The organism is Bradyrhizobium sp. B025 (assembly GCF_042257955.1).
GTDB classification, from domain to species: Bacteria; Pseudomonadota; Alphaproteobacteria; order Rhizobiales; family Xanthobacteraceae; genus Bradyrhizobium; species Bradyrhizobium diazoefficiens.
Map to the genome: position 1 here is coordinate 5,041,438 of NZ_CP170150.1, position 19,590 is coordinate 5,061,027.

Consider the following 19,590-nt stretch of genomic DNA (forward strand, 5'->3'; position numbering starts at 1 on the left):
GCGACGTCGTTCCGGCCAACGCGGGTGGCCCGTCGTCCTTTCAGGGACGATGGGCCTCTCTGCGTCAGCAGGACGTGTCAGTGGTCTTGCTGGTGCTTGCGCAGCCAATCGAGCATGTCCTGCGCATTTCCGGTGCCCTGCGTCACGATCGCGGTGTTTCCGCCGCTGCGCCGGTACACCGTGGTGCGCCCAGGCTCTTTCTCGATCCTGACCTCGGCCTGCGCGGGATCGCCGCTTTGCGTGATCGCCGCCGTCCCGTTTTCGTCCTGGACCACCGTGGTGTGACCGTCGCCGGCCCCGGCCGGCGCCATCGCAACCACGCTCATGAATCCTATTCCGGATGCGAGCAGAAGCAACCTCATGTCATCCCTCCATCATCGGCCGAACTGGAAGATCGCCAGCCAGTTGAAACGTCCGAACTGCCTCACCGCTCCCGAGTTCATGTCGCCGATCTGAAGCAGGAGCGCATTGGTGGAATTGCCGATCTGGGTGATGTCGGCGGCGTTGCTGAGGCCGGACTGACCGACCGCCGCGTTGGTGGTGCCGCCCATCTGGATCACGTTGGCATAGTTGCGCGTGCCGTTCTGGATGATGGTCGCATCCACCGTTCCCGATCCGCCGATCTGGATCACCCGCGCGATATTGACGCGGCTGTTCTCCTCGATCGTGACAGGCTGAACGTCGTTGCCGAATTGCACGATCGTCTCGATGCTCACGTTCGGGTTCGTCACGCTGCGCTGGATGGATCCGGCCGACGCCTGCGTCGCCGCGCCGATGGCGGCAAGCAACGCCGCCACGGCCAGAACCCGCTTTGAGACCTCTCTGCCGCTCCGCATCGCGCTTCCCCGCTGGTTCCCGACGCCGATGAGCTCGCGCGTCTTTACGGACCGGTCTGGACGATCGTCGACGTATTGACCGTGCTGAACTGCGCCACCGTGCCCGTGTTCATGGCCCCGAGCTGCGACACGAGACTGGTCGCCGACTGGCCGGTCTGGCCGACGAAGGCGAAATTGTTCATCCCGGCCTGCCCGACCGACGCCGAATTCGTCCCGCCGAATTGCAGGACGCCCGTGGCATTGTTGGTGCCGTTCTGGACAACGGTCGCGCTGGTGCTGCCGCCGACCATGAACACGCCCGCCATGTTGAGCTGACTGTTCTGGTTCAGCACGACCGGCGGTCCGCCGACCGACACGATAGTCTTGATGTCGGCGGTCTGGGCGCCGGCTGATCCGGCGCCGGCGCAGCACAAGGCGAACATCGCGGCGCAGCTGCTTGCCAAGAGGCGTTTCGAGAGACGTTTCATGACGTGCCTCACCACTTCAGAATTGCTCACGGGGTCTGCTGGAGAATCGTCGAGCCGTTCAGGATGCCGAGCTGCCCAACGCCGGCCGTATTGTTCGCGCCGATCTGGCCGATCAGGCTCGAATTGGAGCCACCGATCTGACCGGTCAGCGCCGTGTTGGAGGCCGTCGCCGTGGTGCCGCCCTGCCCGGTCACCGCGGTGTTGACGGTGAGGAGCGAGCCTGTCTGCAAGGTGGTCGCCGTATTGGTCGCACCGAACTGCAACGTCGTGGCGTTGTTGCTGGTCGAGCCCGTCTGCGAGATGAAGGAGCTGTTGGTCGTGCCGAACTGCAGCACGCTGGCCGAGTTGCCGGCCTGGGCATCGACGGTGGTCAGTGCACTGAGCGCGATGGCCGTCGCAACGAGATAGGTGATCCGCATGTCATGTTCCTCCGGGAGAATTGGCCGGACGCGCCGTGACGCATCCGGCCGACGAGATGGTTCAGTGCGCCGTCTGCGAGACGGTGCTCGTGTTGATGCCGAAGCTGAGCTGGCCGACGCTGGCGGAGTTATTCTGGAGCGCGGGCGGCCCGAACGAATTCTGGGTGATCGCGCTGCCGTTGTTGCCGAAGGCCACCTGGCCGGTGGTCGCCGAGTTCTGCACGCCGGCCTGGTTCACAGTGCTGACGTTGTTGAGCGACGGCGAGCTGGTGCCCTGCATGGTGGACGCACCGTTCAGGATGCCGATCTGGGTCGTCGACGAACTGTCGTTGGTGAGGCCGTTCTGCGTGACGCTCGAACCGTTCACCAAGCCGACCTGCACCGTGGTCGAAGTATTGGCGGCCTGGGCCGCGGAAGACAGAGCGAGCACGGCAACGGAAGCAAAAAACAATTTGCGCATGGAGTATCCCTTTCTGGCCAAGTTGTCTGACTGGTTTCGGATGCTGGTCCTGAATGCGACCGACATCGTGGGATGACTCTGAACCGATCGCAGCGATCGCGACAGACTGCAGTTCATGCTAATCGGTACGGACTAGACGAAGCGCTGAATGTCGCCACGCGCAGCCTCAGATTTGCGGCTGTCCTGCACCGGTGCGCGTCGTCTCCGCTTCGCGTCCCATGCTGTCGATCAGCCGCGCCACCTCGATCGGCGAACGCAACTCAAGCTTTCGCATCATCCGGGCGCGATGGACCTTCACCGTCACTTCGCTCACGCCAAGCCTCGCCGCGATCTGCTTGGCGACAAGCCCCTCGGCCATCAGCAGCATGATCTCGCGCTCCCTCGCCGTCAGCGTCTCGATGCGCAGCCGGGCCTCGCGCACGGCGTATTCGCGTTCCATCCGCCTGCGGTCGCGCTCGATGCCATGCCTGATCGCATCGAGGATCTCCTGCTCGCGAAAGGGTTTTGGTAGAAACTCGACCGCGCCGCGCTTCATCGCCTCGACCGAGACACGGACGTCTGAGTGGCCGCTGATGAAGACGATCGGAATCGGCACGCCCGTCTCGGCGAGCCGGCGCTGCAGCTCGAGACCGGTCGGCGAGGTCCCGGGAAAGCGAACGTCGAGCACGAGGCACGAAGGCCCGCCGGAAAGTCTCTCCGCGAGAAATTCGTCGGTCGACGCAAACAATCTCACCTGGTGTCCGGTCTCCTCGCAGAGACTTCCAATCGCAGTTCGAATCTGAACCTCGTCGTCAACGACGTAAACGGTGGCTTGACCTGAGCTCATGGCAGACGGACTCCCCGGCTTGGGGCTCGATGAGCAAGCAGCGAGCCATCCATTCTTCTTGCAAGCGAGAACAAGGTGCTTGGTTGAATTCGCGGGGATCGAACGAATGGCGTCGGTCCACCGGTTCGACGTCTTAGGGCCAACACTCCGTGAAGACGAGTGAAGGCGTTCACATATCGGGCTTCGTGATTGCAGAGATTCGATCTCGCCACCGGCGGCATCACGGCGAGGCGCGTTATCGCGAATGAAGCAATCCGACGTCGTCGCCGCGGTATCGCCGACTGCGTCATGGCGTCGCCACCCATACGCCGACTTGAACGCCGGCGACTGGCCGCATCGGCCAGATCATACGGGACGTTCAGTCAGCCTATCGAGTTCGATACCGCGCGCAACCTTTGGCATACGCCGGGTATACATTTCACGCAAATCACGAAAAGTCGCACCCCCGCACTTTACTTCTGGATCGCTCAGCGCACCCGACCGTCGCCCCGGCAACGACGACATACTGACGATCGATATTGCTTTTGACAATTTACAACCATAGCGCGATCTCGCTCCGCGCCGCCAACGAAGCCATTTCAAGCAGGCGAGTTTTTGATATGCGATTTGTGCCAATTATTGCCGTGCTTGGAACTGCATGCGGCCTTGCCGCGGTCTTCGCCGCGGAGCCGGCCGTCATCGCCGGCGCCGCCGGGAGCGCGGCAGACACGGCGGCTCACGCCTACGACTCGACGAAACGGCTGCTCGTGCCCGGCGGGCGCGAAGCTTCGGCCTTCGGGTCGGATGCGCCGATGTTCCGCTATGCCGCGATCCAGCGCGGCAGCATCGAGCAGACCGTCACCGTCACCGGCGCGCTGCAGCCGGTCAAGACGATCGAGGTCGGTTCCCAGCTGTCCGGGCAGCTCGCCCGGGTCTATGTCGACTTCAACGACACCGTCGCCAAGGACCAGCCGCTCGCCCTGATCGATCCGCGCAGCTTCGCGGCCAAGGTCGACGAAGCCAGGGCTTCCCTGGCGGTCGCCAATTCCCTGGTCGACATCGCGCGCGCCAAGCTCGATCGCGCCAGGATCGATCTGCAGAACGCCAGGGGCAGCCGGGACGTGCTCGCCGCCAAGCTCGAGAGCGCGCAAGCCGTCAAGGCCTCGGCGCAGAGGACCCTGCAGCGCAAGCTGGCGCTGCAGTCGCAGAACGTGGTGGCGACGACGACGGTCGACGACGCGCAGACCGAGTTCACGGCACGGCTGGCCCAGGAGCGCGAGGCCGAGGTCCTGATGTCGCTCAATTCCTACTCCGTGGACGGCGCGCAGGCCGACGTCCGCCGGATCGAGGCCGAGCTGCAACAGGCCCGAATGGCGGTGCCGGAGAAGGCGGCCGTTCTCGCCGCGGCCCAGGCCGATCTCGACCGCACCGTGATCCGCTCGCCGATCGACGGCGTCGTCGTCGGCAGGTTCGTCAACGAGGGCCAGACGCTCGCGGTCGGCCTGGAGTCGCGCACCACCTTCGTGGTCGCCCACCGGCTGGAAGACATGGAGATTCACGCCCAGGTCGACGAGGCCGATATCGGCCGCATCGCCTCCGGCCAGCGCGCCCATTTCACGGTGGATGCCTACCCCGACCGCCGCTTCGAGGCCGTGGTGCGGCAGGTGCGCAAGGCGCCGCAGAACCAGCAGCACGTCGTCACCTACACCGTCGTGCTGTCGACCTCCAACCTCGACGGCGCGCTGCTGCCCGGCATGACTGCCCTGGTGAAGATCGTGATCGAGCGGCAGGACGACGTGCTGAAGGTGCCGCTCGCCGCGCTGCGTTTCCAGCCGTCCGGCACACGTCCGGACCCGACCACCGCGCACAGCGGCGTGTGGGTGCGCACCGCCGGCGGCTCGCTCCGGCGTATTGCGGTGACGGTCGGCGCCTCCGGCACCGAACAGGTCGCACTCAAGAGCGGCGACCTCGTCGAAGGCAGCCAGGTCGCCGTCGGCCAGGCCATCCGGCCGGCAGGCATGGAGTTTCTCGGAATCAGGTTCGGATCATGACCGCCCCTCTACCCCTCATCAGTCTCCGGTCCGTATCCAGGACCTATCGCACCGACGGGGTCGCAGTGGCCGCGGTGCGCAACGTCAGCTTCGACATCGCACAGGGCGAGATCGTCGCCGTGATGGGACCGTCGGGCTCCGGCAAGTCGACGCTGATGAACATGATCGGGCTGCTCGACCTGCCGAGCGAAGGCGAGGTCCATCTCGAGGGAGCCAATGTCGCCGGGCTCTCGGAAGATCGCCGGTCGTCCCTGCGCGCCCGCAGCATCGGCTTCGTGTTCCAGTCCTACAATCTGCTCGCACGCCATAATGCGATCGAGAACGTCGCACTGCCGCTGGTCTATTGCGGCATCGGTCGCAAGGACCGCCTGGCGCGAGCCGAAGCGAGCCTTCAGGCCGTCGGCATGCTGCACCGGGCTCATCACTTTCCGCGGCAGCTCTCGGGCGGCGAGCAGCAGCGCGTCGCGATCGCGCGTGCACTGATCGCCTCCCCGCTGATCGTGCTCGCCGACGAGCCGACCGGCGCGCTCGACAGCCGCACCGGCGCCGAAATCCTGGCGCTGTTCGCCGCGCTCAACCGGACCGGCCAGACCATCGTGATGATCACGCACGACCCCGGCATCGCGACGCGGTGCCGGCGCACGATCCGCCTGCACGACGGCGAGCTCGTCAGCGACGAGACGGTGGCCCCGCTGCTGCCGAAACGGAGCGCTGTGTCATGACGATGCTCCAGGGCTTTCAGATCGCCCTGCACGCCTTGCGCCTCAATCCATTGCGCAGCTTCCTCACCATGCTCGGCATCGTGATCGGCGTTGCCTCGATCGTGACGGTGTTTGCGATCGGGTCCGGCGCGCAGCTTCGCCTCCAGGAGCAGATCCGCTCGATCGGCGCCAACGTGCTGATGATCACGCCGGGCGCGGTCTATCAGGGCGGCGTGCGCCTCAAGGACGGCAGCAAGCTGACGATGACCGAGAGCGACGTGCAGGCCATCCTCGAGCAGATCCCGGAGATCCAGGCCGCGGCCGGCTCGATCGCCGGAACGGCGCAGGTCATCCACGAGAGCAAGAACTGGAATACGACCATCAACGGCACGACGACCGGTCACTTCATGGTGCGCGACTGGCAGCTCGCGGCCGGGCGCTATTTCTCCGGCACCGAAGAGACTGGTGCCGGCAAGGTCGTGATCCTCGGCAGCACCGTCGCGCGCGAGCTGTTCGCGCCCGGCGACGATCCGATCGGCGCGCAGATCAGGATCATGAAGGTGCCGCTCGAAGTCGTCGGCGTGCTCGATCGCAAGGGCCCGGCGCAGGACGACGTCGCTTTCGTCCCCCTCACCACGGCCAAGCTGCGCTTCCTTGGCAGCGCGAGCAACATCAACCGGGATTCGGTCGCCTACATCATCGCCAAGGTGGCCGCGGACAGTCAGATGGCGGGCGCGCGATCGGAGATCGAAAGCCTGCTGCGGCAGCGCCACCGCATCCCCGCCGGCCAGGAGGACGACTTCAAGGTCCAGGATCCGGCCGCCGCCATGGAAGCGCAGCAGGGCGCGATCCGCACCGTGGCGCTCCTGCTCGTCGCCATCGCCTCGGTCTCGCTGCTCGTCGGCGGCATCAGCATCATGAATGTCATGATCGTGTCGGTTACGGAGCGCACGCGGGAGATCGGAATCCGCCGCGCGCTTGGCGGCCGGATGCGGGACATCAGACTCCAGTTCCTCTGCGAGGCACTCGTCCTCTGCCTGCTCGGCGGCGCCATCGGGGTTGCCGGCGGCATCACACTCTCGATGACCGTCGCCCGTATGGCCGGATGGATCACCTCGATCGACGGCGAAGCGATCGGCCTTGCCCTCGTCTTCTCGATCGCGACCGGCCTGATCTTCGGTTTCTACCCCGCCCACAAGGCATCCAGGCTGAGCCCGATCGAGGCGCTCAAGACGGAGTGAGAAGATGCCGGGGGGGCTGCCACGTCAACCAGAAGACCAGGGAGGAGCCAGTCATGAGCCCGGATCCGAAGGATTCGATTACACCGACGCCGCGCGAACGTGAGCTGATGATGTTGATCGCGCGAGGCATGCAGAACAAGAACATCGCCTACGAGCTCAAGATCTCGGAGAACACGGTGCGGGCGCATATCGGCAACATCATGCGTAAATACCGTCTCCAGAACCGGACCCAGATCGCGATCATCTATGCGCTCAAGACGGCCCCGCTCTCGCTGCGGCGCGATCGGACCAGGAGCGGAGCCGACCCGGCGTCCGTCAAGCCGGCACAGGCCCTCGCGCAGACTCCGCGGGTGACGACCGCGCCGGAATCACCGTCCCGGCCACAACCCCTTGTGCACCCCGTCGGGCAAGACACCCAAGACCGGGGTCAAGCGACCGGCATCAAATAATTCTATTTATTAGAATTCGGATTTTTGTTAGACATTTTTCACTCCGGCCCAAGGAAGAGGGGCGTATCGCGATCGTCACGACACGCGGGCCGGGCAGCGGTGGACGCAGGTTTCACTGGCGCGAAGGCTTCGCAGGGCGGAGAGCCGTGAGCGAAAAGCGTCGCGCACACGACCGGTGCAGCTTGCGTACGGCAAAATCGTGTGGTCCTGACGCCCGGGGTCTGTGCGTCAAGTCTTGCGGTGATGTTGCGGCCCGACCGGGTACGCGCATCAGCCATCCGCAGGGCGACGGGGGCAATAGTGCATCGCTCCCCGGGGAGCTCACGACATAAGCCGTTCCAACCATCCGCGCAGGGAAGGCCGGGATGTCTCCGGTTGCCCTGTTTCCCGCTGTGCATTGTAGCGCAACCTGCTCTTGGCATAGCGGTCAATGGGAGCCAGCCGGCTCCCGGCCTTCCCTGCGCCCTCTTTCATTGATGAGGGTGAAGTGACAAAGCAGAACTCGGGCGAAACAAGCCGCGAGGATGCGGAGGTGTGTCTGCGGGGTTGTAGGATGGGTAGAGCGAAGCGAAACCCATCACCTTTCGTCTACGGGGAAGCATGATGGGTTTCGCAAGTGCTCTACCCATCCTACGAGCTGCGTCGCGTCCGGGACACGAGGGTGTTGCCGTCCCCCTCCCCATCCCTCTTGCACTAGTAACAGGCCTTGTAACAAAACTGTCATCCAGCAAAACTAAACGATGGCAGGGCCGCGGTCGCGGCCTTGCCGCCTCACCGTTAGGAGAGATTTGATGCGCCGTTCACTGGTGTTGCTGTCCGCCGGACTGACAGTGCTGTCCACCGGACTTTCCGCTGGACTTGCCTCCGCCCAAAACAACACCCCCCGCAACCTCATCCTGTTCATCCCGGACGGGCTGCGCGCGCTGAAGGTCACTCCTGAAACGGCGCCCGCGATGGCCGAGGTCCGCGACAAGGGCGTCAACTTCAAGAACCCGCATTCCCTCTTCCCGACCTTCACCATGGCCAACGGCTCGGCGATGTCGACCGGCCATTATCTCGGCGACACCGGCGTGTTCTCCAACACGATCTGGACCAACTACACCTCCGTCCCCGCCGGTGACACCGTGGTCCCCTTCATCGAGAACGACGCCGTGCTCGGCGACATCGACGAGCATTTCAAGGGCGACTATCTCAACGAAGAGACCATTCTGAAAATGGCCCGCGACAAGGGGCTGAGCACGGCGGCGATCGGCAAGGTCGGCCCGACCTACCAGTTCGACCACACCGACAAGCCCGAGAAGCCCGGCCTGCATTCGGTGGTGTTCGACGACTCAACCGGCGGCAAGAACGGCGTGGCGCTGTCGGACGAGGTGAAGGCGGCGCTGACCAAGGCCGGCCTGCCCCTTGCGACGCCCCCGCGCGGCGACAACAGCAAGGCCGGCGATGCCAAGACGCCCGGCACCACCGTCGCCAACGTCGCGCAGCAGGCCTATTTCGCCGACGTCGCCGCGAAGGTGGTGCTGCCGATGTTCAAGGCGCGCAACAAGCCGTTCGTCCTGGTGTTCTGGTCGCGCGACCCTGACGGCAGCCAGCACAACACCGGCGACAGCCTCAACCAGATCATGCCCGGCATCAACGGGCCGACCTCGATGGCCGGCATCAGGAACGCCGACAACAACCTCGCCCAGCTCCGCAAGGCGCTCGACGAGCTCGGGCTCGCCGCCTCGACCAACATCATCATCTCGGCCGACCACGGCTTCTCGACGATCTCCAAGGAGAGCAAGACCAGCCCGTCGGCCAAGGTCAGCTATGACGACACGCCGAAGGACTTCTTGCCGATGGGCTTCCTGGCGCTCGACCTTGCCAAAGCGCTCGAGCTGCCGCTGTTCGACCCCAACGACAAGAATGCGAAGGTCGAGGGCAACAAGCATCCCAAGGCCGGCAACGGCGTGCTCGGCAAGGATCCGGAGAAGCCCGACCTCGTCGTCGCCACCAATGGCGGCTCGGACCTGGTCTACCTGCCGAGCAAGGACAAGAAGCTTGCGGCGAAAACGATCAAGGCCCTGCTCGAGCAGGATTACGTCTCCGGCCTGTTCGTCGAGGACTCGCTCGGCCGCTTCCCCGGCACGCTGCCGCTGTCGAGCCTCAACCTGCGCGGCAAGTCGGCGACGCCGACGCCGACGATCGTCGTCAACTTCCGCTCCTATGCCAGCGATTGCGGCGAGGCGCCGACCAACTGCTCGGTGCAGGTCGCCGACACCGTGCTGCGCCAGGGCCAGGGCATGCATGGCAGCTTCAGCCGCGGCGACACCATGAACTTCATGGCGGCGATCGGCCCGGATTTCAAAGCCGGCTATGTCAGCCTGATCCCGGTCAGCAATGCCGACGTCGGCATGACGGCTGCCCAGCTGATGGGCCTGCGCGGCGCACATAATGGCGGCCTGGTCGGCCGCGTGATGTCGGAGGCCCTGCCCAACGGCATCGTGCCGAAGGCATTCAAGGGCGTCGAGAAGTCGAAGATGTCCGAGAACGGCCTTCAGACCGTGCTCAACGTCCAGCGCGTCGGCAGCCAGCGCTATTTCGATGCCGCCGGCTTCCCGGGCCGCACGCTCGGGCTCGAGCCGGACGCCGGCAAACAAAAAACGGCGGGGAAATAACCCCGCCGCTCAATAGCGTCGTCCTCATGAGAGGCGCGTGAAGCTACATGCCGATGTCGAACACGTTCGGCAATTGGCCCGCCAGAGGCAGCGCGGTGGCGCCCAGGAAGGTCGCCACCATCGCCATCAGGCGACGATTGTTCTGGCGCTTGCCGCGCATCTGGCCGGCGATCCACTCCAGCATCTCGCTGTTGACCTTGGAGGCATAGGACGGCGCCCAGCTCTCGATCTCGGTGTCCGCCGACAGCGCGACGCTGCGCGGCGGCACCTTCAGGCCCGAGGCGCTTGCGGCGTAGTGAGCCACGGCCTTGGCAAGCAGGTCGTCGAACCGGCCGCCGTCGGTGCGCTCGGTCGCGGCCTCGTTGATCTCGAACAGCGCCTCGGCTTCGGCGCGGCTGACCGGCTGGTCGTTGACGGCGGTGGCGGTCAGGATGCGCGTGCACCAGGCGGTGTCATCGGCATCGAGCGAGCGGGAGAAGTGCACCCGGCCCTTGGTGGTCGGGCCTTCGCCCGTGATCACGCCGTCGCGCACGATTGAGAGAGCATGAGCCGCGGTATCGCGGCAGGACGGTTCGAGGGACGGCGACTCAACAGATTTAGGCGCAGCGGCAGACATAGTTCACTTCCAGATTTCTTCTGACCGACCAGCATTTTCATGCGGGCGTAAAGGGGTGGTTAATGATTCGATACGGGGATCGCGACTTTTCTCAATGGTTGCCGATTAGTCGCTATGAGGACCATTTCGGTTCCGGAGAGCGTCGGGCGGGCGTGATGCGGGTCATAAAAGGCTTTATCGCGGCAATCGAGACCGTGAGGCCCCGGTGGAGATGTTTCGCCGCAGGTGCCGCTGTAACAGAAAAGTGCTAGGAGATCGGCTCTTCAGAGAAGGAATTCACATTTTACTTCAAGCGGTCCAGTCAACGTTCACTTAGCCTCGCCAAGCCCCTATACTGACGGCGACGGCCAAAGACCAATTCTCAAGCAAATTCAATGTGATGAGGTAGAACCATGACACTTCCGATCGGCACCACCGCCCCCGACTTCGAAGCTGAGACGACCGAAGGGAAGATCAAGTTCCACGATTGGATCGGCAACAGCTGGGCACTGCTGTTCTCGCACCCCAAGGACTTCACGCCGGTTTGTACGACCGAGCTCGGCGCACTGGCCAAGCTGAAGCCGGAATTCGACAAGCGCGGCGTCAAGCTGATGGGCCTCTCGGTCGATCCGGTCGATCGCCACGCGAAGTGGTCTGAGGACATCAAGGAGACGCAAGGCGCGGCTCCGAACTATCCGATGATCGGCGACACCGACTTCAACGTCTCCAAGCTGTACGAGATGCTGCCGGCCTCGACCTCGGGCGATCCCCTCACCCGCACGCCTGCCGACAACCAGACCGTCCGCAACGTCTTCATCATCGGGCCGGACAAGAAGATCAAGCTGGTGCTGGTCTATCCGATGACGACGGGGCGGAACTTCCAGGAGATCCTGCGCGTCGTCGACTCGCTCCAGCTCACCGCCAAGCACCGCGTCGCGACCCCGGCCGACTGGACGCAGGGCGAGGACGTGATCATCGCAGGCTCGGTCTCCAACGACGAGGCCAAGACGATCTACCCGCAGGGCTGGAAAGAGCCGAAGCCCTACATCCGGATCGTGCCGCAGCCTAAATGACTTTTGGCGGTCGCGAATAGCGACCGCTAAAAGTCATCCCGGGATGGTCCGAAGGACCAGACCCGGGATCTCGAGATTCCGGGCTCGGTGCTGACGCACCGCCCCGGAATGACCGCGTTGGAGCCCTACGCCGCGTGAACGCGCTCGAGGAAGCCGTCGACCTCGGCCTTCAGATGCAGGCTCTCGCCCGACAGCGCCTGCGCGGAGGCAAACATCCGGCTCGACGTCTCGCCGGTCTCGCTTGCGCCCTTGGCGGCGTGACGGACGTTGACGGCGACCTCGGCCGTACCCGAGACCGCGGCGCGAACGCTGGCCACGATGTTGTGGGTGGCGCTCTTCTGCTGCTCGACCGCAGCCGAGATCGAGCCGGCGATGCCGCTGATGCGCTCGATGGTCTGGCTGATCGCCCTGATGGCGGCGACCGATTCCTCGGTCGCAAGCTGCATGCTGGCGATCTGGTTCGAGATCTCGTCGGTCGCCTTGGCGGTCTGTCCGGCGAGCGTCTTGACCTCCTGAGCCACGACCGCAAAGCCGCGGCCGGCATCGCCGGCACGCGCGGCTTCGATGGTGGCGTTCAGCGCCAGGAGGTTGGTCTGCTCGGCGATCGAGGTGATCAGCTTGACGACGTCGCCGATGCGCGTGCCCGCCTCGGAGAGCTGCGCGATGCGCTGGTCGGTGACCTCGGCCTGCCTCACCGCCTCGGCGGAGATCTCGTTCGATTCCTGCACTCTCCGGGTGATCTCGGAGATCGACTGGCTCAGCTCGTCGGAGGCTGACGCCGCCGAACGCACGTGCTCGGAGGCGTCCTCGGACGCCCCGGCCGACTGTGCGGACAGATCGGCGGTCGAGCGTGCGGTGTCGGTCAATTGCCGCGCCACCCGCTCGAACTCGCCTGACGACGTCAGCACCTTGTCGAGGATGCCGCCGACGCTGCCGCGGAACTGCTCGACGAAGTTGCGCAGGTCGGCCTTGCGCTGCTCGACTGCGGCAGCCGAAGCCGCCGCTTGCTCGCTGCGCATGCGGGCGCGCTCCAGCGAATTGCTCTTGAACACCGCGACGGTGCGGGCGATCTCGCCGATCTCGTCGGCGCGATCCTCGCAATCGATCTCGACATCGCTCTGGCCGTTCGCCAGCGCCGTGAGCGAGCGCGTGACCGAGGTCAGCGGCCGGGTGACACGGCGGACGATCAGCAGGGTGAGGATTAGAACCAGCAGCGCGGCGAACCCGGCGGCGGCGGCCATGCTCGAGATCGCCTGGGTCAGCATGCTCTCGAACTGGGCCATGGGGATGCCGACGTAGAGAATGCCGGCGACCTTGCCGGTCGCGTCCGCGACCGGGAAATAGGCGGTCATGAAGGACTTGCCGAACAGAACGGCCGGGCCCTTGTAGGCCTCGCCACGGCGCAAGCCGGCCTGCGCCGGATGATCGGCGGCAAGCTGGGTGCCGACGGCGCGGTCGCCATTCTCCTTCTTCACATTGGTCGAGCGACGGACGAACTGCCCGCTCGCCTCGTCGAACACGAACAGGGTTGCGTTGCCCCCGACATAGGACACCGCGCGGTCGACGATGGCGTGATCACTGAATTCGGGCATCTTGGGGATCTCGGCGCGCGCGACCGCGCCATCCCGCACAGTGATCTTGGCGTCGGGCACGATCTCGGCAAAGGCCAGCGCCAGCGTGCGCAGATTGACCTCGATGTCGCGCAGCGCGCGGTCATTGAAGGCGTTGGTCAGCGACCAATAGCCGGCGCCAACCACGAGCGCCGTGTTTACGGCGATCAGCAGCACGGCGCACAGGACGGCCTTGGTGCCAAGTTTGAACTGCGGCAGGAACTTCGCCGTCGAAAGGCTGGACATGAATGGAATGACCCCCGTAATTCCTGCATAATCGTGCAAGGGGCTTACGGCCGCATTAACGGCGGTTCACGCCGCCCCATGCTTTACAAATTGTAAACGAGGACGCCCTGACCACACCAAGCGCGCCGCCTATCGTCGTCTGGTTCCGCGATGACCTCCGCCTGTCCGATCACCCCGCCCTCAATGCCGCCGCCAAGACCGGTGCGCCGGTGGTCTGCCTCTACGTACTCGACGACACAGCCGGCCGGGCACCCGGCGGCGCGGCGCGCTGGTGGCTGGCACAGTCGCTGCGGGCGCTCGGCGCCGAGATCGCAGCGCGGGGCGGATCGCTGATCCTGCGCAAGGGGCCCGCAGCCAAGGTGATCCCCGAAGTGGCGCGCGAAAGCGGCGCCCGCGCCGTCTATTGGAACGGGATCGCGCAAGCGCCGCATCAGGCAGTTGAGAGGCAGCTCGAAGCGACACTGGCAAAGCTCGGCGTGGAGTCGCAAAGCTTCCCCGGAGACTTGATCGCCCCACCTTCGGCGATCCGCAACAAAGAAGGCCGGGGCCTGCGCGTGTTCACGCCGTTCTGGCGGCGCGTGCTGTCGCTCGGCGATCCGCCAAAACCCCTGCCCGCGCCGAAGCAGCTGCGCCCGGGTCCGAAGATCGCGCGCGACAGGCTGGAGAGTTGGACGCTCGCGCCGACCAAGCCCGATTGGGCGGGCGGCCTGCGCGAGAGCTGGATGCCGGGCGAAGCCTCGGCCCGCGCGCGCCTGCGCGACTTCCTCAAGACGATCGCGCGCGGCTATGCCGGCGACCGCGACCGCCCGGACCGGGTGGGCACGTCAGGCCTGTCGCCGCATTTGCGGTTCGGCGAGCTCAGCCCGCGGCAGGTCTGGCACGCCGCGCGCTTCGCCGCGGCCGAGGATGCGGCGCTCGGGCCCGGCATCGAGAAGTTCCTGAGCGAGCTCGGCTGGCGCGAATTCTGCCGCCACCTCCTCCACGACCACCCCGACCTCGCCACCGAAAACCTGCAAACGAACTTCGACGGCTTCCCCTGGAAGCGCGACACCAAGGCGCTCGCCGCCTGGCAGCGGGGCCGCACCGGCTACCCGATCGTCGATGCCGGCCTGCGCGAGCTCTGGCACACTGGCGTGATGCACAACCGGGTACGGATGGTGGCGGCGTCCTTCCTGGTCAAGCACCTCCTGATCGACTGGCGCGATGGCGAGGCCTGGTTCTGGGACACGCTGGTCGATGCGGATGCCGGCAGTAATCCCGCCAACTGGCAGTGGGTCGCGGGCTGCGGCGCCGATGCTGCGCCCTATTTCCGCGTGTTCAATCCGCAGCTGCAGGGCGAGAAGTTCGATCCCGATGGAACCTATGTCCGGCGCTGGGTGCCGGAGCTGCAAGGACTGCCGGCGAAGCTGATCCACCAGCCCTGGCAGGCGACGCCGATCGAGCTGGCGAGCGCCAGCGTCACGCTCGGCAAGACCTATCCGCAGCCGATCGTCGATCACGCCCGGGGACGCGAGCGCGCGCTCTCCGCCTACGCAAAGATCCGCAAAGGTTGAGGGTTGCTTTGACACAATTTTGAAACCCGCTATCGTCATCGCTCTATACAAACCGTGGGGGACGATATGGACGACGATAAGCCGATCACCGAACAGGCAATGGAGACGATCACCACCGCCGTGGATGCGACCAAGGACGCCGCAGTCACGGCCGTCAAGAAGGTCAGGAAAGCCGCCAAGAAGGTCGCGAAAAAAGTAGCGCCGAAGAAGGCCAAGAAGGCTTCCAAGAAGATGGCCAAGAAGACTTCGAAGAAGGCCGCAAAGAAGTCGTCGAAAAAGGCGGCCAAGAAGACCGCGAAGAAGGCCGTGAAGAAATCCGCGAAGAAGGCCGCCAAGAAGAAAAAGAAGGCCAAGAAGTCCAAGCGCTGATCGCGCTCCCGAGAGCAGACACGAACAAGCCTTCGGGTGCGGACGCGCCCCCGGAGGCTTCTCCCCGCAATAGCCTATCCTCGCCGCTTGGCTGCGCGCCGCCCCGGATGATGGACCCCTCGCGGGTCGCGAAATTCGCTGCGATGGCCGCGCCGGTCCTCCTTGGCAAAGCGCCGCCGTTTCTCGGGCGAGCCGAACTGCTTGATCACCCGCCTGCCGTTGACCTTCTTGATGACGTAGCCGCCCTCGGTCATCGAGAACGGCTCCTTCAGCGTTCCCTTGTGGTCGAACTTGGTGCCGCGCGGATGCTCAAACGGCTCGAACCAGGACGGATAGACGAAGTTCGACATCTCGAAGCCGCCGACGCGGAAGGAGTCCTCCTCGACGGCGTCGCAGACCTCATAGGCGTATTGCGTGTTCCTATTCTTGTCGGCCCAGAGATTGGCCATGGGGTCGAGCACCATCTCGAACAGCTCGTGCGAGGCCGCGACGCTGACGGGCTCCTCGCCCAGCGCCTTGACGAAGATCTTCGAAATCGGCTGGCCGCGATGCGTCAGCTCATGGCGCCCGAGCAGCCCCTCATGCGAGGCGTCGTCGAAATAGACGAGCTGCCAATCGGTGGGCTTCGGCCTTTTCGTGACATAAAGGTCGACCGGATAGCCCCACACCGGCAGGAAATGCTTGTCGTAACATTTCTGGAGCGCCGCGGTGAGCTGGCTCATCATGCGGCCGCTGATCGTTTCCTCCGCGTAGTTGATGCAGGCAATCCGGACCGGCTTCAGGGACCGGCCGAGCAGCGCACGTCTCGCCTTCTTCATGGAGGTCACCGCGTGAAAGGGAAGCTGAAATGCGGCCAGCCTAACACGGCGCGCCGCGCACGTCAGGGATGTATGCCGTCGCCTCGCCCCGTCAGCCTAGACGCGCCGGTTGACCACGAACACCGCGGCCGCGCACATCGCCATGCCGGCAATCGCCATCGCATCGAGCTTCTCGTCGAACAGTGCGTAAGCCATCAGCGCGGTCACGGCGGGAACGAGATAGAACAGGCTCGCGACCGACGTCGCCGCGGCGTGGCGGATCAGCCAGTACAACAGCCCGATCGATCCGATCGAGAGCGCTACAGTGAGCCAGGCGAGCGCGAGCACGAACTCCCGCGTCCAGTGCACCACGCGATCCTCGAACAGGAAGGCGCCGATCGCGAAGAAGACGGTGACGGCCACATATTGCACGAAATTGCCGGCGCGCCAGTCGATGTGGTTGCAGTAACGGCGCTGATAGAGCGTGCCGAGTGTGATGCTGATCAGCGAGACCACCGAGGCAAGCCAGCCGAGCCCGGCTTCGCCGGTCATGGGACGGTTGTGCAGGATCAGCACCACGCCGCCGAGGCCGAGCACGAGCCCCGCCCATTGCAACGGCGTCACCTTCTCGCCCAGCCAGCGGTTGGCGATGGTCGAGGTCAGGATCGGCTGCAGGCCCGGAATCAGTGCGGAGAGCCCGGCCGGAATCGAATGCGCGATCGCGATCGCGGTGCCGCCGAGATAGAAGCCATGGACGAGGATGCCGGCAACCGCGCTGTGCGCGATGCCAATACGGTCGGGCCATTTCGGCCGCGCAATGCCTGCGATGATCGCCATCAGGCCGACCACGATCGCCATGCGGATGGCGAGATAGGTCAAGGGATCGGCGTTGCTGATGACGTATTTGGTGCCGATGAATCCGGTGCTCCAGAGCAGGACGAACAGGATCGGCGCGGCGCGTGCGGTCAGGGCTTCTTGATTATGGTTCATTGCCGCCCTCATTGCCCCATGGGGGCCGATGCGGCAATGCGAATTTCTCGCCTAGCGATGCTGCGCTGCGACGAGCGGCAGCGGCTCGGATCAGCCGCTCACCATTCTTCCGGACAGGGGTCGATGATCTTCCAGAGCTCGACGCCGTTCTTGATCTTCTTCATGTCGGTGGTGAGCCCGCCATTGCGGCGGATCCAGTCCTTCACCGTGTCAGGATAGTAGGACATCAGGTCGGACGTCCCCTCCGAACTGGTGACCTTGATGCCGAAGGTGAAGGCCTTGTCATAATAGGCCTGATGGAAGCCGAGGCTGGCGCGCGGCGTTACGCAGATCTTGTTCATCGGCACGATGCCGAGCACGAGCGTGCAGGCCGAATTGCAGATGCCGTCGATGATGACGCGCTCGCCCTTCTCGCGGACACGCTTGTACTTGGCCTTGTACTCCTCGACATAGCCGCCATGGTCGCGGGTAATGTGCAGCTCGGCCCGCGCCGGCGTGGCGGCGGCGAGGCAGAGCAACAGCAGGCTCAAAAGCGTGATGCGCATGGCGGCGGACGACGAAAGCCTTCAGGAATGGGACCGGCCTCGAAGGACCCCCAAAGGGCCGGCAACAGGATTCTAAACTGAATTCTCTTTGGTCATACTTGTGTGGGGAATTCGTTAAGCATCCCGAAAAGGCCAAAAATGGGCAGGGTCCGGCCGCACTTCCGGCAATTCTGTCACACCCACCCGGGAATCGGCGGGACTGGCCCCGTTTTCCGGCCGCCGGACAGGTGTCCTGGCGGCTTGAAATGGCTATAACCGGACGACCTATTCGCGCGGGTTCCGGAGAATCGAGATGAGCAAGTTGAAGCTTGTAGCCGCGGTTGCTGCCCTGTCGGCCGCAATCCTAGCCCCTGGTCTCGCGGAGGCGCGGGGACATCACCGGTACCACCGCTCCTACGTCAACCCGCTGCCCTACCCGATCAGCTATCTGCACAATTACGGCCCCGGCATCACCCCCGGCACCTTCGCCTATTACGACGGCCCTTCGACGAACCGCTGCTACCAGAGCGCGGCCGCCTATGTCGGCCAGGACCGCCGCCGGCACCCCTGCTTCTGAGGGGCGCCGGCGCGTCCGCTGCGGGCGTCCCTATCTGGCGGCGCCCGACAGCAGCAATTGCTTCTCGATCTCGTAGACCGGCAGCTTGACGAGGTCCTTGCCCACCTCGCCCTGAAGCGCCTTGCGCACGACGTCCGAATAATCGGCGCGGATCATGCCGAGCGCACGCGGCGAGGCCACCATGGTCAGGGCCGACGTTTCGCCCGAGCTGACCGCGGCGTCGAGCCGGCTGGCTAGGCCGCGCAGAAAGGCGCGCTCGGCCTCATCGTGCCAATCGGTCTGCTCGACCGAGCTGCGCGCACCGCCGGCTGCGCCATGCAATCGGCCCGGCGCATCGCTCCCTTGTGCGCTCGTCGGGGGATTGGGCTGCTCGTGCACCTCCCTGGTGTGCAGGTTCGGAAACATCTCGTCGCCGAGGTTTTCCAGAATGAGCGCCTTGCGCCCGTCGCACACGACCAACCAGTCACCCTTGTCGATTCTCATCTTGTCCATTGCACAGCTCCAAACAAACAGTGGGCCCCGGACCGATGCGGACGACCGACCGAACGCTCTTCGTATTCCACGAAGGGCGGCCCACGGCGACAAGACTAGGGAGGAAGCCTCGAAGATGAATTGCGCAGGATCAAGGTTAGTGGCGACGTCCCGCGATGCGGCCGCGAGGCAAGCACGGCATGGCCAGAGGCGCGGAGCTGCAGTAATCTGGCACAGCCGGATCAGGCCCGCGGCGGAGCGACTGAAGATTTGTTCATCAGCATTACATTTCGGTTCCGCCACAATTTGATCAGAACAACTTCGATATCCTGCATCGCGTAAGCGGAGGAAGACATTATGAATCTGAAGATTGGCCTCGTCGCCGCGTCCCTGTTCGGTGCCCTCGCGGCATCGCCGGCGGCGTCCGCCATGCCCATCGCGCCTGCACCTGCTGTCCCGCAGGTCTCCGACGTCGAGCAGGTCCGCATGGTCTGCGATGCTTGGGGGCGCTGTTTCTGGCGTCCGAACTATTATGGATATTACGGCCCGCGGCCGTACTACGGCCCCCGATATTATGGACCGCCGCGCTACTACGGCGGCTACGGCCCGCGCTATTATGGTTACGGCTATCGCCGCTGGTAACATTCGAAGGGGCCCTCGGGGCCCCTTCGCTTTTGCAAGATCGCGGATGGTCCACGC

Annotated in this window: 22 protein-coding genes; 10 read left to right on the forward strand and 12 right to left on the reverse strand. The window is 64.8% G+C overall.

The genetic code is table 11. The features are described 5' to 3' along the window. Positions 1-77: 77 nt before the first annotated feature. From ACE10W_RS23450 to ACE10W_RS23475, 6 genes are all read right to left on the reverse strand, one after another. A complete protein-coding gene (locus tag ACE10W_RS23450) occupies positions 78-362 on the reverse strand; it encodes a hypothetical protein (RefSeq protein ID WP_038967087.1) in 285 nt (94 codons plus the stop codon). Positions 363-374: 12 nt separating this feature from the next. Then, positions 375-836, reverse strand: coding sequence for a curlin (locus ACE10W_RS23455; protein ID WP_182871930.1), 462 nt, complete (start codon positions 834-836; stop codon positions 375-377). 44 nt (positions 837-880) lie between these two features. Further along, the gene (locus tag ACE10W_RS23460) at positions 881-1,303 is read right to left on the reverse strand and encodes a curlin (protein WP_182871931.1); all 423 of its coding nucleotides are present in this window, start codon (positions 1,301-1,303) and stop codon (positions 881-883) included. Between the two features lie 26 nt (positions 1,304-1,329). Continuing rightward, positions 1,330-1,722: a curlin gene (locus ACE10W_RS23465; protein ID WP_110116328.1), complete on the reverse strand. Its 393-nt coding sequence runs from the start codon at positions 1,720-1,722 to the stop codon at positions 1,330-1,332. Positions 1,723-1,783: 61 nt separating this feature from the next. After that, a complete protein-coding gene (locus ACE10W_RS23470) occupies positions 1,784-2,182 on the reverse strand; it encodes a hypothetical protein (RefSeq protein ID WP_038967086.1) in 399 nt (132 codons plus the stop codon). Positions 2,183-2,348: 166 nt separating this feature from the next. After that, entirely contained in the window at positions 2,349-3,008 is a 660-nt protein-coding gene (locus ACE10W_RS23475) for a response regulator transcription factor (RefSeq protein WP_182871932.1), read from the reverse strand. 599 nt (positions 3,009-3,607) lie between these two features. Between ACE10W_RS23475 and ACE10W_RS23480 the strand changes: the two genes are divergently transcribed. The 5 genes from ACE10W_RS23480 to ACE10W_RS23500 all read left to right on the forward strand — a co-directional run bounded on the left by ACE10W_RS23480 (position 3,608) and on the right by ACE10W_RS23500 (position 10,086). After that, complete coding sequence (locus ACE10W_RS23480; RefSeq protein WP_110116331.1) at positions 3,608-5,038, forward strand: efflux RND transporter periplasmic adaptor subunit; 1,431 nt, start codon at positions 3,608-3,610, stop codon at positions 5,036-5,038. Beyond that, a complete protein-coding gene (locus ACE10W_RS23485; protein WP_110116332.1) occupies positions 5,035-5,760 on the forward strand; it encodes an ABC transporter ATP-binding protein in 726 nt (241 codons plus the stop codon). The genes ACE10W_RS23480 and ACE10W_RS23485 overlap by 4 nt, the downstream gene beginning before the upstream one ends. Next, positions 5,757-6,980, forward strand: coding sequence for an ABC transporter permease (locus ACE10W_RS23490; protein ID WP_182871933.1), 1,224 nt, complete (start codon positions 5,757-5,759; stop codon positions 6,978-6,980). The genes ACE10W_RS23485 and ACE10W_RS23490 overlap by 4 nt, the downstream gene beginning before the upstream one ends. A gap of 53 nt (positions 6,981-7,033) precedes the next feature. Beyond that, complete coding sequence (locus ACE10W_RS23495) at positions 7,034-7,429, forward strand: response regulator transcription factor (protein ID WP_244651769.1); 396 nt, start codon at positions 7,034-7,036, stop codon at positions 7,427-7,429. Positions 7,430-8,220: 791 nt separating this feature from the next. Beyond that, the gene (locus tag ACE10W_RS23500) at positions 8,221-10,086 is read left to right on the forward strand and encodes an alkaline phosphatase family protein (protein ID WP_182871934.1); all 1,866 of its coding nucleotides are present in this window, start codon (positions 8,221-8,223) and stop codon (positions 10,084-10,086) included. 43 nt (positions 10,087-10,129) lie between these two features. On the opposite strand, the gene ACE10W_RS23505 is transcribed toward ACE10W_RS23500, so the two are convergent. After that, complete coding sequence (locus ACE10W_RS23505) at positions 10,130-10,702, reverse strand: hypothetical protein (protein WP_182871935.1); 573 nt, start codon at positions 10,700-10,702, stop codon at positions 10,130-10,132. 392 nt (positions 10,703-11,094) lie between these two features. Here ACE10W_RS23505 and ACE10W_RS23510 point away from each other — a divergent pair, with 392 nt between their 5' ends. Further along, positions 11,095-11,754, forward strand: coding sequence for a peroxiredoxin (locus tag ACE10W_RS23510; RefSeq protein WP_011088064.1), 660 nt, complete (start codon positions 11,095-11,097; stop codon positions 11,752-11,754). A gap of 125 nt (positions 11,755-11,879) precedes the next feature. Here ACE10W_RS23510 and ACE10W_RS23515 read toward each other — a convergent pair whose 3' ends face one another. After that, on the reverse strand, positions 11,880-13,610 hold the full coding sequence (locus ACE10W_RS23515; RefSeq protein ID WP_304547158.1) for a methyl-accepting chemotaxis protein: 1,731 nt from the start codon (positions 13,608-13,610) through the stop codon (positions 11,880-11,882). Positions 13,611-13,717: 107 nt separating this feature from the next. Between ACE10W_RS23515 and ACE10W_RS23520 the strand changes: the two genes are divergently transcribed. Together ACE10W_RS23520 and ACE10W_RS23525 are read left to right on the forward strand one after the other, a co-directional pair. Continuing rightward, a complete protein-coding gene (locus ACE10W_RS23520) occupies positions 13,718-15,163 on the forward strand; it encodes a deoxyribodipyrimidine photo-lyase (RefSeq protein ID WP_370205771.1) in 1,446 nt (481 codons plus the stop codon). A gap of 66 nt (positions 15,164-15,229) precedes the next feature. Next, positions 15,230-15,532 (forward strand): histone, encoded by a 303-nt coding sequence (locus tag ACE10W_RS23525; RefSeq protein WP_110116340.1) that lies wholly within the window; start codon positions 15,230-15,232, stop codon positions 15,530-15,532. Positions 15,533-15,606: 74 nt separating this feature from the next. Here ACE10W_RS23525 and ACE10W_RS23530 read toward each other — a convergent pair whose 3' ends face one another. From ACE10W_RS23530 to ACE10W_RS23540, 3 genes are all read right to left on the reverse strand, one after another. Next, positions 15,607-16,350 carry a hypothetical protein gene (locus tag ACE10W_RS23530; protein WP_162603582.1) on the reverse strand — a complete coding sequence of 248 codons (744 nt, stop codon included), beginning with the start codon at positions 16,348-16,350 and terminating at the stop codon, positions 15,607-15,609. Between the two features lie 96 nt (positions 16,351-16,446). Continuing rightward, positions 16,447-17,319: a DMT family transporter gene (locus tag ACE10W_RS23535; RefSeq protein ID WP_110116342.1), complete on the reverse strand. Its 873-nt coding sequence runs from the start codon at positions 17,317-17,319 to the stop codon at positions 16,447-16,449. A 98-nt stretch (positions 17,320-17,417) separates the two neighbouring features. Then, complete coding sequence (locus tag ACE10W_RS23540) at positions 17,418-17,864, reverse strand: hypothetical protein (RefSeq protein ID WP_011088070.1); 447 nt, start codon at positions 17,862-17,864, stop codon at positions 17,418-17,420. Between the two features lie 292 nt (positions 17,865-18,156). Between ACE10W_RS23540 and ACE10W_RS23545 the strand changes: the two genes are divergently transcribed. Further along, positions 18,157-18,420: a hypothetical protein gene (locus ACE10W_RS23545; RefSeq protein WP_028171432.1), complete on the forward strand. Its 264-nt coding sequence runs from the start codon at positions 18,157-18,159 to the stop codon at positions 18,418-18,420. A gap of 30 nt (positions 18,421-18,450) precedes the next feature. Here ACE10W_RS23545 and ACE10W_RS23550 read toward each other — a convergent pair whose 3' ends face one another. Next, the gene (locus ACE10W_RS23550) at positions 18,451-18,912 is read right to left on the reverse strand and encodes a host attachment protein (RefSeq protein ID WP_028171431.1); all 462 of its coding nucleotides are present in this window, start codon (positions 18,910-18,912) and stop codon (positions 18,451-18,453) included. Positions 18,913-19,248: 336 nt separating this feature from the next. On the opposite strand from ACE10W_RS23550, the gene ACE10W_RS23555 reads away from it, so the two are divergent. Beyond that, on the forward strand, positions 19,249-19,533 hold the full coding sequence (locus ACE10W_RS23555; RefSeq protein ID WP_028171430.1) for a hypothetical protein: 285 nt from the start codon (positions 19,249-19,251) through the stop codon (positions 19,531-19,533). Positions 19,534-19,590: the final 57 nt, after the last annotated feature.